This is a genomic window from Orientia tsutsugamushi str. Boryong (assembly GCF_000063545.1).
GTDB classification, from domain to species: domain Bacteria; phylum Pseudomonadota; class Alphaproteobacteria; order Rickettsiales; family Rickettsiaceae; genus Orientia; species Orientia tsutsugamushi_C.
Map to the genome: position 1 here is coordinate 2,070,413 of NC_009488.1, position 16,969 is coordinate 2,087,381.

Genomic DNA, 16,969 nt, shown 5'->3' on the forward strand with positions numbered 1-16,969 from the left:
AATTTGAAAAATATGAAAGCTAGAAACTAGCTTTCATATTTACAGATCCAATATGAGAAATATATTCATTAGCTAAGTAAGCATTATATGATACTCCTACACCTACTTTACCATGCCATATAGTTACTGCAACACCTAATTGGCCGAATGACTTAGGTATTTGTTCATCAATGTCCGAAATATTAGAAGAGTTAGCATATTCTAGTTGTTTACTCTTAACAGATAACAAGTGATGAATAAAGGCATGAAATTCAGGTACTATCGACATATTGTTATTAATATTATCAATAACATATTTTATCGTAATTCCTGCTCTACCTGTTAATATGTTATAATCTATATCTTCTATAGTAGTTTCAAATGCATGACTAGAATTAGTATATGCAATACCAACTATTGGTGAACAAGTTAACTTTGAATTATTTTTTAATGGATATACATTGACAGCTAACATAAAATCACCATACCAGCCTTTGCCGTTAATGTTACTAGATGGCTGAACAGTAGCATAATATCTAGTTGTACCATCATATTTAATCAACCCAACGATACTTTGCATAAATATATCTTGCCGAGGATAATATCTACCATTTAAAGATAATGAGTATACCTTACAGTTTGTTTTATTTAATATTACATTTTGATCATATGTAATATCGAGATTTGAATATAACCCAGTAACACCAATAACAACCTTCTTATTTAAATATTTATTTACTGTAATAAATGCTCCGCTAATGTCTGTGTTGTATCCTTTAATTTCCTTGTGTTCTGTTTTCTTAGTTTTGCCACAAAATACATTACCATCAATACTCCACCCATTGCTGTTATAAATATTTGATCCAGAGCTTATAATTTTTGGAGATTGATTCTGTACTGTTGCTATTTTAGATAAAATTGATGTTGTAGCATTCACTGCAGTATCAGCTGTAAAACTGATAGCATTAGCTAGCATTGCATTGTTTTGAGCTTGATATAGCAGCTGTTGCTTTTCAAAGCTTGCATTTGCTTTGGTAGGAGCGATTTGATCACCAAGTAGTTGCTGCTGCTGAAGTGTATCTAGTTGCTGGTTGAGATAACTAACCAACTGATCAATATTAGCTATTTTATGATTTATACTTTTTAAGTTATTTTCTAAATTATTTTTATATTGTTGCAACGCTTGTGGAAAATCATTAATGATTTCTCTAATATTATCTGATAAACCTGGCTGTACTGGTCCGTTTTCATCAGGCTTAATCTCAGCTCTATGATCAAACGTAGCTATCAAATTTGATATATTCCGTAATTGTGTAGCCAACATGCTTAGATCTTGTTTAAATTTTGGCATAAGTTTTTTTATATCTTGCATTTGCTTATGCATTTGATTTAGTTCATCCTGCGGTATAGCTTGAGCACCTGCTTGCACGTGAGTTTGTAATATCAGTACTATTTCTTCAGATGTACTATATAGATTATCAAGCCATTGCTCATACTGCTGGTCCAGATTTAACATGGAATTACTGCCTCGTTCACACGCTTGTATACTTTGATCAATAGCTACTAGTTGATTAGCAATATCTAAATGCAAGTTCCTTGCTTCTGTTGATAAATCATTTAGTGATGCTAAAGACAAAGCCTGAATTTTAGCTTGTACATCTCTTAGAGCTGTATGGAATTGACGCAATTCTTGATTTTGATTTAACTCATCTATTTCAATCGTAACTGCACGGTATCGTTGTTTTGCATTATTTACTCCGCCGTGTATCCTATTACCAAAACGATTAACCTTATCGCTAAGTTGTTTTTCATAATCTTTCATTTCAGCAAGTGTAGCTGAGCGATTTGTATAATTTGGTACTATATCGATATCGATTAATCCAAGCATATTGTTAATAAAATTTGCAGTTTCATTTATATGTCGATAAAGCATGTTACTGCGTGGTCTAAGATTGTGTGTATCATATTGGTCATGTTCATCCAAGTAAACTGTTACTTGATCAGACGGATGTAATAGTAATTTTCTACATACGTCTGAATACGACTTTATATCCTCTAAATTTATACCATTATATATCTTATCTCTTATACTATTATATATCTTATCTCTATCTTGCTCTAGATTCTGTTGTTGTAGAAGCAGTTGAGATTTTCTTGCATCTATCTGATTTATTTTATTATTTAATTGATTTTGCTTTGTACTATTGGGCTGTGCATTTACATTGAATATACTTTGAGCATTACCAATAAAAAATAACGCAGAAAAAATTAGCGATACTTTAACTAAAGCTACTTTTTTATTAATTTTTATCATAAGGTACACAATAATTTTAAATTGTTTTTATAATTTGCGTAATAAATCAAAAGGACTATAACAGCCTAGAGTGCTTTATTAGGTAGACGTTGTATTGATTAAATCACCCTATAGAATGTATCAATTTAATTATACTACTAATTTAAAAGATGTTAAAATATTTTAATTAATTTAGCAAGCGATTTTTAACACTATAGTTAAAAACTCTTTAATATCACTCAAAACTAGTGATATTGTGCTGTATATGTTGTATGTTGACTTTTGAATAAAATGTTGATGATAGAACAGTAGTAGAATATTTAGTACGTAAACTTAAAGAATTGCTATTTACAGATTGTGAATTTATTAGTAAAAATTTGCTGTATCACTTACCAATCAAGGTTTAGAGTTAATCATAAAAATCAGATCAAAATTTAATGTTGATTTTTACTTCAAAAACTCCAAGTTCTTATATGATAAAAATAAGTGAAATTGCAATAAAATAAAAGATTATAGCAATAGCATAAAAGAAAGCTAGTATACAGTATGTGTCCTTAGGCTAATAGCCTGTATTACAGATAAGTAACTAGCCTTTTGAATAACTAAAAACCGGACGGTATTCTTAGGCTAAAAAGTCTGTATTTATAAGGTTGGTTTTGAGATATTAAGTTTAACATAAAATTTGGTGGTTATGAATAGTATAATTATAGGAATTGATATTTCTAAAGAGACATTTGATGCAGATGTGTTAATTAATAATAAAGCTCAAACAAGAAAATTTAATAATAATTCTGAAGGGTTTAACAAATTAGTAACATGGTTAAAAAGCAGAAGTTTTATGCAAGTGACATTACGTAACTTAACATTGTCTTTAATTATTGTCCTATTTTCAACTTCAATAAAACCTGCATCTCTTAATTCTATTAAGCATTGCCTAACTCTTCATCGACCAACATCTAGCTTATCCTCATAAAGCTGATAACTTTCCTATAATTCATCTATATCTTTGTTGTAATAGATATGTAGTCTAAATACCATGAATGATAAAAGCTGTTTAGATGTTTTGCTTAATGCTTTTCCATTATCTCCAGTTAGTTTCCTCTATTCTGGTGGAATGATATTTCCAATAAAGTTATAAAATATTGTAGCATTATTGCTACTATTATTTTTAATAATAAACTTCTTTCGAAACTAGACAATGATGTAGAATGGTGTTATAAAAATCTGATTTGAAGTAATAATGAAATTCGATCAGATTAAAGAGTTAAAAGATGAAACATTTTGTCGATTAACAGGAGTAAGGAAGGAGACATTTTCAAAGGTGGTGGATATTTTGAGGAAAGTTGATGGTCTTAAGAAATCAAAAGGTGTGCGTAAAAATAAGCTCAATTTGGATGAACAGTTATTGATAGCCTTAGAATACCTTAGAGAATACCGTACTTATTTCCATATAGCTCAGAACTATCGGATTGGTGAAAGTTCACAGCATATAAAGCTGTAAAATGTGTAAAAGACACCCTAGTTAAACACCCAGACTTTGCTCTTCCAGGTCGTAAAGCTCTAATGAAGAGCGATATGAATTATGAAGTAGTCTTGATTGATGCTACTGAGACTCCTATAGAAAGACCTAAAAAAACAAAAATTCTATTATTCAGGAAAGAAGAAAAGGCATACACTAAAAACTCAAATAGTGGTAGACAAGCAAATATACCAAGTAATATGTACAGATTTTTCTAACAGTAAAAAGCATGACTTTAGATTAGACCTCTTTCGAAACTTATTAACTCCAATTTAGGATAAGTGGAAATATGAAATGTAAAGAATAAAAGGTATACAAAGAGAGAATGTTGAGTTATAAAGAAAATTTAAATAAAAATAAAATAACCCAACATGAAAAAATGTATTATAACAGTATACTATTTAATAGACAATTTTTGCAAAATATATCACGAGTTGGAGAGAAAGAGATTAATACCAAGTAGAGTAATCAAAGGAACAGAGATGGGAAGTTATCCTTAGCTGAGTTATTAACAATAGCGATATATTTTTATTTATCTCCATGCAAGGATTTTAAAGATTATTATCTATATTACCTGAGTTATAAGTATAAGGGATACTTTTGTTTATCAAGTTATAGTAGAATAATACAGCTATGACCTGGAGTGTTGCTATCACTAGCTGTATTAATGCACTATCTGAAAGGAGAAGACTAGTATATATTACATCGATTCTACAAAGTTAGCAATTTGTCATAATAAACGTACCTCCAGCAATAGAGTTTTTAACAAAATTTCTAAAATTGGTAAAAGTAGTTATTGCTGGTTCTTAGTCTTTAAGCTTCATCTTATAATCAACAATAAAGGCGAAATAATGTCAGTTAAAATTACCAAAGGCAATAAAAGCAACCTATCTGTATCTTCAGTTTTTTCTAAAGGCTTATCTGAAAAATTGTTTGGTGATAAAGCTTACATATCTAAAGAGTTATTTCATCAACTGCTGACCAATGGTCTACGTTTATTTATAGTCATTTACAATGAAGTTTGAGTATAGTATCCTGAAAAGGAAATGCCAAAATCATATAGCCAAGACTTTCGGGAGAAAGTAATAAAATGTGTTAATCAAGGAAAAAGTTGTAATGCTGCCTCAGTAAAATTTGATATAGCAGCAAACACAGTAAGAAATTGGTATAAAAGATATAAATCAGAAGGTCATTATAAAGAAAGAGATCGTCTTGGTAAAAAAGGGAAAATATATAAGATAGAATTTGAAAAATACATTTCGCTAAATCAAAATCTAACTCTGGCACAAGCAGGGAAACATTTTGGAATTTCAATAAGGGTAGCGAGTTATTATATGAAAAAATTCGGCTATAGTTATAAAAAAAACGTTTACCTACATGGAAGCAAAACCAGAAATAAGAGAAAAATATCAACAAGTGATAAGTGTGCTATACCTAAGGAAAACTTGGTATACATAGATGAAAGTGGCATTGAAATGTCTATATGCAAGAATAGAGGGTGGAGAAAAAAGGAACTCATGTAAGCAGCAAAAAGAGTGGTAAATATTACGAGCGTACAAATATTATAGCTGGTTATGTTAATAATAAATCAATCGCACCTATGATATTTAATGGTGCATATGTAATACAAGATTATTTGAAGCTTGGGTGCAGCAGGTATTAATTAATGAGTTAGAGCCTGCTCAGTTTGTAGTAATGGATAATGCTGCTTTTCATAAGTCTAAAAAAACTAAAGAGTTAATAGAATCTGTTGGTTGTAAAGTTATTTTTCTTCCACCTTATTCTCCAGATTTAAATCCGATAGAAAAGTTTTCGGCTAATATGAAGCTGTGGATTAAACATCAAATTACTCAATTTGCTAATTCTATTATCTCTTTTTTCTATGCTCAAACTTCATAAGACTTCTTTCGAAACTATACAATGATGTAAAATGGTGTTATAAAAATCTGATTTGAAGTAATAATGAAATTAGATCAGATTAAAGAGTTAAAGGATGAAAAATTTCGTCGATTAACAGTAGTAAGGAAGGGAACATTCTCAAAGATGGTGGATATTTTGAGGAAAGCTGATGGTGTTAAGAAATCAAAAGGAGGGCGTAAAAATAAGCTCAATTTGGAGGAACAGTTATTGATGGCCTTAGAATACCTTAGAGAATACCGTACTTATTTTCATATAGGTCAGAACTATGGGATTAGTGAAAGTTCAGCATATAAGGCTGTAAAATGGGTAGAAGACACCTTAGTTAAACACCCAAACTTTGCTCTTCCAGGTCGTAAAGCTCTAATGAATAGCGATATGAATTATGAAGTAGTCTTGATTGATGCTACTGAGAGTCCAATAGAAAGACCCAAAAAAAACAAAAATTCTATTATTCAGGAAAGAAGAAAAGGCATACACTAAAGACTCAAATAGTGGTAGACAAGAAAACACACCAAGTAATATGTACAGATTTTTCTAACGGTAAAAAACATGACTTTAGATTATTTAAGGAATCCAAAATTCTTATCCATCCTAAGATTAAAGCGATTACTGATACAGGATATCAAGGTATACAAAAAATTCACAATAATTCTGCATTACCAAAGAAAAAAAGCAAGAAAAATCCTTTAACTAAAAATGATAAAAAGAATAATCGTAGGTTAGCAGGAAAAAGAGTTGTCAATGAAAACGTTATTGCTATGCTAAAACGGTTCAAAATTATTGCTGACAAATATCGAAATAGACGTAAAAGATTCGGTCTTAGATTTAATTTGATCTCTGGCATTTATAATTTTGAACTACCTTAACCAGTTTCGAAAGAGGTCTATTAAAGACAGACTCAATTAGTGAACGTTTATTTAATAAGCACTTATCATCTATGTCCAATAAATATGTTTTCATATCTTTACGAAGATTAGTAAATAAATGTAGACCATTGGTCAACAGTTGATAAAATAACTCTTTAGATATGTAAGCTTTATCACCAAACAATTTATCAGATAAGCCTTCAGAAATAACTGAAGCTATAGATAGATCGCTTTTATTGCCTTTAGTAATTTTAACTGACATTATTTCACCTTTATTATTGATTATAATATGTAGCTTAAAGCCTAAGAACCAGCCATAACTACTCTTACCAATTTTAGAAATTCTGTTAAAAACTCTATTGCTGGAAATACGTTTATTATGACAAATTGCTAACTTTGTAGAATCGATGTAATATATACCAGTCTCTTCTCCTTTCAGATAATGCATTAATAACGCCAATTTAGGATAAGTAAGAGTATAAAAGGTAGTGAATAAAAGGTATACAAAGAGAGGATGTTAAGTTAAAAAGAAAATTTAAATAAACAAGGAATAACCCAACATGAAAAATGTATTATAACAGTATACTATTTAATAGATAATTTTTGCAAGATATATCAAGAGTGGGAAAGAAAGAGATTAATACCAAGTAGTAATCAAAGGAACAGAGATGGAAAGTTGTCCTTAGCTGAGTTATTAACAATAACGATATATTTTTATTTATCTCCATGCAAGGATTTTAAAAATTATTATCTATATTACTTGCGTTATAAGTATAAAGGATACTTTTGTTTACCAAGCTATAGTAGGATAATACAACTGTGGCCTAGAATATTGCTACCATTAGCCGTATTAACGCCAGATTAGGATAAGGGAAAGTATGAAAAGCATAATGAAAAAGGTCTACAAGAGATAATGTACAATTATGATTATGCGAGATATTAAATATAGTTTTAATTAATAGACATTTATTGCTCACATATCTGCAAATGCAAATTTAGAATAAGAAACAGTTAGAAAGAGATAATATACAAGTGTTACAATTGTCAATGTTCAGGTTATTAAGTATAGTATTATGAACTAATACTTGTAGAAATATGATCAATAAATAAACCGTTATTAATTGAAATTATGTTTAAATATGTTGCATAATTTAATTGTACATTATCTCTTGTAAACTTTTTTCATTATGCTTTTCATACTTTCTCTTATCCTAATCTGGCGTTTATAGTAATAATATATAATAAAAAAGAAATTAGTATGACATGTACTATAGATTTTCGGAAAACAGTGCTGAGGATAAAGGCAATGCAGAAAATCAGTTTCGAAACAGTAGCAAGACGTTTTGGAATAGGAAAAATACAGTATTTGTATGGAGTAAAAACATATTACCGTTACAAAAGAGAAACACAAGCGCCAACAAAAATCTCTATTAAAAAACTAAAAAAAGAAGATGTATCACAATAATGTTATAGGAGCATTAGTAGATAAATCTCTGCTGACTATATCAATTTTAACTGGAATGTTAATACTGCTATTTTTAACTGTTTGATAGAACAGGATTTAATACCGAAATTACCTAATAATTCTCTAGTTGTGATGTACAATGCAAGTTTTCATAAAAGTACTCATTTAAAAACTATTATAGAAAAAGAGACATATATTAGAATATTTACAGCATTATTCTCCTGATTTAAATTCAATTAAAAAAATGCTTTCAAGCTAAATCAAGCAAAATGAAATATTACTGTGACATGGGTACTCTACTTGAAAAGTATATAACATAACTGTTTTATACTAGTTTAGCTATGTCTTTGCATTATACATTTTTACAGAAGTTAAAATTATATAAAATTTGCTGCATTAGCTACTTTAAAGTTACTATATATACACATATATACATATTTTCTATGTAATTTAAAGAAATATCATTGAATTATAGATTAACTTATATTATCATTTATCTTATTTTAGTATATAATTAATAATGATTGTTAAATATGTTAAAAACCAACAAACAAGGAACTATTGTTAAAATATCGCTAATTGTTTCTACTTTATTTTTTGCTAGTACAACTCAAAGGATATTAGGTATGAATCTACTACTTGATTTAGAAACTAAACAAAGCAAGTTTAAAACCTTAGATCAAGATAAGATTCATCTAACTCGGAATATAGGTAATTTAGAACGTCAAGTTAGTGAATTTATTGCCAATCAAACGAATCTTCAGCAAGGAATACAAGATCTTCATGGCATGCGTCAAAGTGTTACTCAGCTAAATCAGGTACTAAGAAATTTGCTAGTTAATGCCAAGGCATTTGATTTTATAAAAAATTTGCGAGTACAACGGGTTAATACTAATGATAATAATGAAGTGCAGCAGAGGGCAGCAGAGTTACGTCAACAATATGACAAAGTAAATGATTGTAAGCAGTTAGTAGAAGGTTTTTATCATGACATAAATCAAGTAGGTTCAGAAGAGGTATTAAAGGGTTTAAGGGGATATCAATTCGATAAATTTGTAGGCGTTGTCCGGGTTGTAAAATATGATCTACAGGATGCATTAGCTAGTCTAGAATATGCGTGTTTAGCTATGCGAGACGCGATAATTCTAATGAATATACAACCTTATGCTGCCAAGGATATTAATGACAAAATACAGTTGGTTAATACACTTATACACGCGTTGCAAGATACGCCACTTATTAAGGCTAGACGCAAGATAAAGCCATTAAGTAATAATACATTACAAAAAATTGATATGTTTGTAAATCAACTAGTGCAAGAACTTCGTGTAGAAATAGCTGAGCTGAATTGTCAAATTGCTGAGTTGAATCAAGAAATAATTAAGGCTGATCAAAAAGTTAAAGCTATTAATAGTAAGCTAGATGATTTGGATAATACTAAGCCAGATGCAAGTGTTATAGAACATGTGATAAGAGAAGATAAAACATTAGAAGAAGCTGTGAAAAATCATGACTCTGCAGTTACTGGTGCTATGAATATGAATATTAACACTGCAGTAAGTGGAGTAACATCCAGTATGGGTAATATTGTGAGTGGACAAGGTAACCAGACTAATATTATAAGTTCTGGATCAAACATTTGTAGTAGTAATAATGGTTGGAATATTCAGGGGAATATTTTTACTTCCAAAAGTAGCCAAGAAGAGAATGAAGAACTAAAGAAATATGATGCAGGAATTAATGGAGTATTTATTACAGTAAATAAATATGTAAATGAGAACACTATTGTTGGTGCTACAGGCTTATATTCAAATCTTAATATTCAGTATGATGAAAACATTAAGCACATATTCAACAAAACAGACTGTAAAACATTCTCATTATCTTTAAATGGTAGATATTATCCTCAAGACAATGTATTTACGCAAGGCATAATTGGGTTTATTACATATGATGGTAAAACTGAATATATAGCTAACAAACCTTCAAGTGAAATTAGTGGTAAAGGTTACTATGTAGATTTTATGTTAGGAGGAGATTTAAATTCAATAGCATATAATCCGAAGTTAACTGTATCACCAATAGTTGGAATTAGGTATAATAAGTTTAACAACTCTAGCTATAAATTATTTAATGATGTTAATGTAAGTGATGCAGAGCATCATATACTAGAAGCTAGAGCAGGGGGGACAGTAAAATATGTTATTGATAATAAAAATATATCAATAATACCTGAAGTATATGCTTTTATTCATAGCAATTTGCCAACTAACAGTAGTAATATAAAACTAGAATATGTTGCTTCATCAAACTCTAGTACTGTGGATATTAAACCAGCAAAAATGCATACACTATTTGGTCAGTTAGGTGGAACAGTAACTATATATCGTGGTCCAATTCGATTTGGAGCATCATATAGTGCTTATTTTGCTGAAAAATATATTGCTCATGTTGGATCTTTAAATATAAAAGCTAATTTCTAGCTTTTATATTTTTTGCTACTTAAATATCTGATGTTATATATTGAAAGCACAAAGTTTGATAAGAAATGCTTAGACTATAGGAGGAGTAAGTATTATGGCTTTTTTTAATGATTATATATAACGCCAATTTAGGATAAGGAGATAGAAGAGAAAGAAGAGGAGATAAGATAAGGATTAAGTTTGGAGATAGAATAACTAGCAAGAGAAGCAATTATATGAACAAAGAAATTAATAGGAGAACGGTGTCTAGTATGCTCTAAAAGCATATGTTTTTTTAGTACATTAAAGACAGACTCAATTAAAGAACGTTTATTTAATAACTGCTTATCTTGTATGACCAATAAATATGTTTTCATATCTTTACGAAGATTAGTAAATAAACGTAGACCATTTGTCAGCAGTTGATGAAATAACTCTTTAGATATGTAAGCTTTATCACCAAACAATTTACCAGATAAGACTTTAGAAATAACTGAAGCTATAGATAGGTCGCTTTTATTGCTTTTAGTAATTTTAACTGACATTATTTCGCCTTTATTATTGATTTAAAGATGTTAGAAGAACAATATAAGGAACTCGATAGCAATAAAGCTATTGGAATAGATGGTATAACTAAAGAGGATTATGGTAAGAAGTTGAAAGCAAATCTGCTTTCGCTTCTTACTAGAATTCGCAAAGGGCAATATCAAGCTAAACCTACACGAATAACGGAAATTCCAAAAGAAGATGGAGTCAAAAAAAGACCTTTGATAATATCATGTTTTGAAGATAAGATAATCGAGTCTACAGTAAGCAAGATACTAAACTCTGTGTTTGAGCAAATATTCTTAAAGTATTCATATGGATTTCGACCTAAATTAAATGCACACGACGCTTTAAGGGAGTTAAATAAACTTACGTATAACTTCAATAAAGGGGCTATAGTAGAGATTGATATAACAAAGTGTTTCAATACAATCAAGCATTGTGAGTTGATGGAATTTCTAAGAAAGAGAATATCTGACAAGAAATTTCTAAGACTAGTTATGAAACTGATTGAAATACCAATCATAGAAAATGGTACTATAGTTACTAACAAAGAAGGTTGTCGTCAAGGATCAATAGTTTCACCAATCCTGGCAAATGTCTTTCTGCATTATGTTATAGATAGCTGGTTTGCAAAAATCAGCAAAGAAAACTTAATGGGACAAACAGGAATGGTGAGGTACTGCGACGATATGGTATTTGTCTTTGAAAGGGAAGCAGATGCGAAAAGGTTTTATGATGTTTTGCCTAAAAGGTTAAATAAGTATGGGCTAAATATCAATGAAGCTAAATCACAAATGATAAAATCTGGTAGAGACCATGCTGCAAATTTAGCCCAACAATGCAGGAAGATCGCAAGTTATAATTTTCTTGGATTTACTTGCTATTGGAGAAAATCAAGATTTGGCATAACATGGAGACTAAAATATACCTCAAGGAGAGATCGTTTTACTGAGAAACTGAAAGGACTGAGAAAATATTTGCGTAGTCAGCTAAACAAGCAAGATAAAACACAAACATTATCACAAGTCATTAGAGTTATTAGGTGAATGGATCAACTATCATGGTATATCGGATAACAAAAGACGAGTAAGTTCATTTATCAACCAAAGTACACGTGCAATATATAACTGGTTCAATAGAATGGGAGGAAAACGTAAGATGAATTGGAAAAGACTAACCGAGATACTTAAAAGAGTAAATTTTCCTAAAATTGGAAAGATTGTCTCAATGTTCTAGACAACAAATAAGGCATAATGCTTATCTTATTTTTGAGAGCCGGATGCGGTAATTCTGCAAGTCCGGTTCTGAGGAGGGGCCTAATTGAGCGATTGGTTAGGTTTACTCACATAGATTTAATTTGATCTCTGGCATTTATAATTTTGAACTACATTAACCAGTTTCGAACGAGGTCTATTATCGCCACAGTTAACAAAAGTATTAAAATACTATAAGTGTTCATTTGCTAATATTTCTAACATCTTACGTGTGGTTAAATCTAATATTGGTGCAGTTTTATCAGAATTATTACAAATATTAGAAAGTTCCAAAATAAGTAACCTGTGTGAGGAGCTAGGGATTAATTTTTCTAGTCTTAGTAGTATCTTAAGTGAAGCAGGATCTGATGGGGCGAAAGCTTTAAAAGGGTTATTACTGTTGTTAGATGGTACAGCATTTATGTTACTACAGAAATATGAGATCAGCCCTCATAATTTTTGTACTATTTTAAGTGGATCTGGAGCTAAGGCCAAAGAAGTTACTCAAAAAGTATTAGAGATATTATCAGACCAACAACTAGATGACTCATGTAAGAAACAATTTTTCAAAAATAGTTCAAAATTTGCATGAAGTGGAGTTAATACTCCTGACATCTTCAGAAAATTTTTGTCATCATCATTAGATGAAACCGTACAACAAACAAAAGAAAATACTTATTATACTACTGGGCAGGTTGAACAACAAGATGATAATATACAAGCATTTCCAAGTACTTCAACTGCAGCGTTAGATGTTACTGATATTAAGATACAAGAATCTGTTGCTGTATCTTCATTAGATTTAGAAGAAAATTTTCAGTTAGCTATGGATTTTATAATGCAAGATTTCGAATCTTCTTCTAGCACTGCAACAGTTATGAGTCCTGATATTAACATGACACAAGAAGAATATATTGATAATATTATTCCCCCCTTGGATCAAGAAAGTAGTAATATATTACTAGATTCTGATTAATTATAACGCTTATGAGGAAGGTGTACAATCTTGGGACTATCATGTAGTTATGCGAGATCTATGCTGTTATTGTTGCTAAGCACATTGCTAATGGCTTATCAGAACATTCTGCCAAAAATTTTGCTCGAGTCTACATTGAAGGTTTTAGTTTGTTTATTAAAAATCATCAAAAATGAGACTGTTATGCTTACAACTATGCTGATGCTTATGCAGATTGTATCAGCAGTGGTAAACACGAATGTTATGCTCAAAACTATGCTGAAGCTAGTACGGATTTTATGTTTACTGAAGAAGAAGAGCAACTTCAGGATATATTTTTGAGCAAATGAGTGCTAACGTTGATTATACTGGAGATAGTATTTTTAATGATTATGTTGAAGAATAGATTAGAACTGCAACCAAATACATAATTTTTAATCTCAGATAGTTCTCATTGTGTGGTGTTATGAGTATATTATTGCATATAAAATCCAGAGTTCGATATAATTGAGAGATCGTAGGTAAGGCAAAGAAAGAGAAAGATAATTTAAACTTGAAAAAGAAACAAAAATTTTATTAGGTTTAAAAACATAAAGCAAGCAATACAGAGAGGACATTAGTGTAAAAATACATACCAGAATCTCTGGCAAGTATTATCAATATGAAAAAGATGTTTTAATTGACCATTATATAGTTTCTATAATAGACCTTTTGTTAAGAGGTGAAAATTTTATAGGATGAATTACTTTTTCTTTCATGTTGGATCTAATTTTTGTGATTAGCCCTAAACTTTGGTTAGTAAGTGATACAACAAGTTTTTTGCTAATAAATCCATGATCAGCAAATAGCCATCCTTTAAGTTTGCATACTAAATATTCTACTACTATTCTATCATTAACATTGCCTGAAGTTAGAGTGAAAAAACTCACAATATCTCTATGATGATTAATAAATATATGCAGCTTACATTTAAAAACCATCCTGTAGAACTTTTGCCAATTCATGTTTTATTTTAAAATTCTTTTTATACCTATAAATCCTCTGATTATTGTATACAGGAAGCTTTGTTGAGTTAATATAATATTTTCTGTTTCTTTTTCTGACAGTAATTGTAAAAAATATAGTCAAACAAGTATATAACATAACTGCTCTACAGCGGTTTAGCTATATAAGATGTGATGGTACTAACCATATTAACAATTTATGTTTATTGCATGAAAACTCTACCACCGATAAGTGCATAGCAAGCACATCAACTTATTGCAGCTGTTTATAAATTGATTGGGCTGTATGAGGAATAATACTTTTCGAAAAGCGTATCTAGATGATAGTGATAGCTAAACTATTACAACTATTTTATAGAGCTATATCTTTCATAAATTATCTATTAAATAGTACACCGTTATGATACATTTTTTCATGTTGGGTTATTCCATTTTTATTTAATTTTTTTTATAACTCAACGTTTTCTCTTTGTATGCCTTTTATTTTATACATTTTATGCTTTACATTATTTTGTCTTAGCGTTGTTATTTATTTTTAAACTTAATGTTCTTGCTTCATTTCTTCCTCATGTTTTAAACATAATAAAATTTCTGTTTCTTTTTCTCAAGTTTGAATTATCTTTCACTTTCTTTACCTTTACCTTTACCTCTACCTAATTATATTCACCAACTTATTTTCCAGATTTGAATCTAATTCAGCATTTTTGACTTAAAAGTAAAAAAAGAAATATGTAGTATCTTACTTATTTAATGATTTTTTTGATGCTGTCTGTTACACTTTACAATGTGTAACTACCTTTCAGAATTAAGCTATATCTTGAATCCATTGGCTTAATTGTGTGCAATATAGTTCTAACTATTGGTATACAAATGTGACGCGTATATCTTATCACTCCTTACTAGTTATGATCAAAAAATGTTGATATTACCTGCTGAAACTGATACGGTAAAGGAGCATAGTATATTCTTTGATTGCCAAACAGGTGCTTTGGAATACAGATTTTAGCAGCATGTAGTTTCAATGAATAGTTATAATAAGTATTGCTAATATTATATTTTTTATCTCCAATAATTGGATAACCAATTTTAGCAGCATGGACTCTTAGTTGATGAGTACGGCCTGTAACTGGAATAAATGATACTAAAGACAATTGCGAATTTATTGAGATTGCCTTAACTTGATATTTAGTAATACTAACTTTACCACCATTTTGAGTTTCTATCATTCTATCACCAGTTTTGGTAATATTAGTTATTATTTCACCTGATAACTGACTAGGAACTCCTTGTAAAATAGCAATATACTCTTTTTCAATTGAATGATGTAAAAATGCTTGAGAAAGTTTAATTGCAGTTCCATGATTTTTTGCAATAATAAGTAACCCAGTAGTCTCTCTGTCTAGCCTATGTACTAATTTAAAATCATAATAAAAAGATTTATTGAGATATTTTATCGCGTCATCAAGTGAAAGTGAAATTTTGCTACCGCCTTGAGTTGGTAATAATGCAGGTTTATTTATTATGATATAATCTGAAGTTTCAGCTATTTTATAATTGTTGACAATTTTATGAGCTAGCGCTTTTACTCCGACATTATCTTTTACTTTCTTTTTAAGTTTTATATGCTTTTGATTGCTACAACTTGTTAAATAATCAGCTATAGTAAGTATATCATTATCTTTAACTTGTAACTTTGCTTTAGATTTTGCATCATTAACTTTTATATGGCCTTTTCTTATTCCGCGCTCTATTACACCTTGTGTAAGGTGCGAATATTTTCTTTTTAAGAATTTATCAAGCCTAGTTGTAACTAAGCAGTTACTAATTGTTATTTTCATGAAAATTCAATTGATTTTGCATTAGTGATAATATTAATAACGTAGCATTACAAACATCTAAGTCAACATTGCTAGTGTTGTATAGAATATTACTTACCTTATCATATTTTTGAACTAGCTCCTCAGTTGAGTTAGTATTGCTGATTTTTTCAATAACTTTCATTTCAGCAATAGCGCAATCATTCTTGCTACAATCTTCAGCTTCCTTAAAGCCAACTTTATATCTGATAGATTTTGCGATTAATATCATGCAAGCTTGACCAAATTTATACCATTCTTGTGAATTGAGTTGTATAGATTTTATTTTTTGAATAAATTCTAATTGAATCTTTATAGTTTGGGCATTAAGCATATTAATTAGATTTTGGTATTCAACTTCAGAATATGCTGCTAATGCAGTATTATTACAATGATCAAATTTTTGAGTAAGTAAATGGCAACGCGATTTAATTGTAGAAAGTATGCTTGCAAATTTAGTAGTAATTAAGAAAATATAGCGATTAATCGGTGGATCTTCAAGTATTTTAAGACAACAATTAGCAGAATTAATATTCATATATTCTGCTTCGTATATAATTGCAATTTTTATAGCTGATTTTATCGGTGTTTTATTCAGAAAAAATAGCATATCACGTATTTGATCAACAGTAATAAATTTATCATTGCTATTACCATTCATAGACCTACGTTTAACTAAAATCATATCTTGGTGAAAAACAGCATCATCATGGTGATTGAGTATTTTATTGCAAAATTTCAGTAAAATACTCATAGCACTATCAGAGTTATCAGTATTAATTATCCAAGCATTAGCAAAAATATTATTTTGCCAATTTTTTATGAGAGTATTTAGCATAAATACACAA

The 16,969-nt window shown here is 29.7% G+C and carries 12 protein-coding genes and 5 pseudogenes; 11 read left to right on the forward strand and 6 right to left on the reverse strand.

Annotated features, from left to right (window positions below; all coding sequences use genetic code 11):
• Nucleotides 1–19: 19 nt before the first annotated feature.
• Complete coding sequence (locus tag OTBS_RS09785) at nucleotides 20–2,293, reverse strand: autotransporter outer membrane beta-barrel domain-containing protein (protein WP_232489015.1); 2,274 nt, start codon at nucleotides 2,291–2,293, stop codon at nucleotides 20–22.
• A 664-nt stretch (nucleotides 2,294–2,957) separates the two neighbouring features.
• Here OTBS_RS09785 and OTBS_RS14820 point away from each other — a divergent pair.
• The 6 genes and pseudogenes from OTBS_RS14820 to OTBS_RS13525 form a co-directional block, all read left to right on the forward strand.
• Nucleotides 2,958–3,104, forward strand: a pseudogene (locus tag OTBS_RS14820) (IS110 family transposase); the annotation flags it as partial.
• 408 nt (nucleotides 3,105–3,512) lie between these two features.
• A pseudogene (locus OTBS_RS13515) lies at nucleotides 3,513–4,034 on the forward strand (transposase family protein); the annotation flags it as partial.
• A gap of 128 nt (nucleotides 4,035–4,162) precedes the next feature.
• Nucleotides 4,163–4,792, forward strand: a pseudogene (locus OTBS_RS18090) (transposase); the annotation flags it as partial.
• Nucleotides 4,793–4,837: 45 nt separating this feature from the next.
• A complete protein-coding gene (locus OTBS_RS17365) occupies nucleotides 4,838–5,314 on the forward strand; it encodes a helix-turn-helix domain-containing protein (RefSeq protein WP_232489016.1) in 477 nt (158 codons plus the stop codon).
• 124 nt (nucleotides 5,315–5,438) lie between these two features.
• A complete protein-coding gene (locus OTBS_RS17370; protein WP_232489017.1) occupies nucleotides 5,439–5,690 on the forward strand; it encodes a transposase in 252 nt (83 codons plus the stop codon).
• Between the two features lie 63 nt (nucleotides 5,691–5,753).
• A protein-coding gene (locus tag OTBS_RS13525; protein ID WP_157866385.1) for an IS5-like element ISOt6 family transposase occupies nucleotides 5,754–6,577 on the forward strand; the annotation gives its coding sequence in 2 pieces (ribosomal slippage) (nucleotides 5,754–6,141 and nucleotides 6,141–6,577; 825 coding nt in all).
• Here OTBS_RS13525 and OTBS_RS09825 read toward each other — a convergent pair.
• Entirely contained in the window at nucleotides 6,537–7,037 is a 501-nt protein-coding gene (locus tag OTBS_RS09825) for an IS982 family transposase (protein ID WP_157866469.1), read from the reverse strand. The two genes, OTBS_RS13525 and OTBS_RS09825, sit on opposite strands and share 41 nt — an antisense overlap.
• 90 nt (nucleotides 7,038–7,127) lie before the next feature.
• Here OTBS_RS09825 and OTBS_RS18095 point away from each other — a divergent pair.
• Nucleotides 7,128–7,430, forward strand: a pseudogene (locus OTBS_RS18095) (IS982 family transposase); the annotation flags it as partial.
• A 1,145-nt stretch (nucleotides 7,431–8,575) separates the two neighbouring features.
• Nucleotides 8,576–10,525: an autotransporter outer membrane beta-barrel domain-containing protein gene (locus tag OTBS_RS10755; RefSeq protein ID WP_011944685.1), complete on the forward strand. Its 1,950-nt coding sequence runs from the start codon at nucleotides 8,576–8,578 to the stop codon at nucleotides 10,523–10,525.
• Between the two features lie 128 nt (nucleotides 10,526–10,653).
• Here the strand turns inward: OTBS_RS10755 and OTBS_RS09840 are convergent.
• Nucleotides 10,654–11,070: pseudogene (locus OTBS_RS09840) on the reverse strand (transposase); the annotation flags it as partial.
• A gap of 6 nt (nucleotides 11,071–11,076) precedes the next feature.
• Here OTBS_RS09840 and OTBS_RS09845 point away from each other — a divergent pair.
• The 3 genes from OTBS_RS09845 (at nucleotide 11,077) to OTBS_RS09855 (ending at nucleotide 13,282) form a co-directional block, all read left to right on the forward strand.
• Complete coding sequence (locus OTBS_RS09845) at nucleotides 11,077–12,099, forward strand: reverse transcriptase domain-containing protein (protein WP_232489018.1); 1,023 nt, start codon at nucleotides 11,077–11,079, stop codon at nucleotides 12,097–12,099.
• A gap of 439 nt (nucleotides 12,100–12,538) precedes the next feature.
• Nucleotides 12,539–12,898 (forward strand): hypothetical protein, encoded by a 360-nt coding sequence (locus tag OTBS_RS09850; RefSeq protein ID WP_041621383.1) that lies wholly within the window; start codon nucleotides 12,539–12,541, stop codon nucleotides 12,896–12,898.
• A gap of 36 nt (nucleotides 12,899–12,934) precedes the next feature.
• Complete coding sequence (locus tag OTBS_RS09855; protein WP_041621384.1) at nucleotides 12,935–13,282, forward strand: hypothetical protein; 348 nt, start codon at nucleotides 12,935–12,937, stop codon at nucleotides 13,280–13,282.
• Nucleotides 13,283–13,947: 665 nt separating this feature from the next.
• Here OTBS_RS09855 and OTBS_RS09865 read toward each other — a convergent pair.
• The 3 genes from OTBS_RS09865 to OTBS_RS09875 all read right to left on the reverse strand — a co-directional run bounded on the left by OTBS_RS09865 (nucleotide 13,948) and on the right by OTBS_RS09875 (nucleotide 16,959).
• Entirely contained in the window at nucleotides 13,948–14,241 is a 294-nt protein-coding gene (locus OTBS_RS09865) for a transposase (RefSeq protein WP_050897580.1), read from the reverse strand.
• A 923-nt stretch (nucleotides 14,242–15,164) separates the two neighbouring features.
• On the reverse strand, nucleotides 15,165–16,103 hold the full coding sequence (locus OTBS_RS09870) for an RluA family pseudouridine synthase (protein ID WP_011945164.1): 939 nt from the start codon (nucleotides 16,101–16,103) through the stop codon (nucleotides 15,165–15,167).
• A complete protein-coding gene (locus OTBS_RS09875) occupies nucleotides 16,087–16,959 on the reverse strand; it encodes a DNA polymerase III subunit delta' (protein WP_011945165.1) in 873 nt (290 codons plus the stop codon). Before OTBS_RS09875 ends, OTBS_RS09870 begins: the two co-directional genes overlap by 17 nt.
• Between the last annotated feature and the right edge of the window lie 10 nt (nucleotides 16,960–16,969).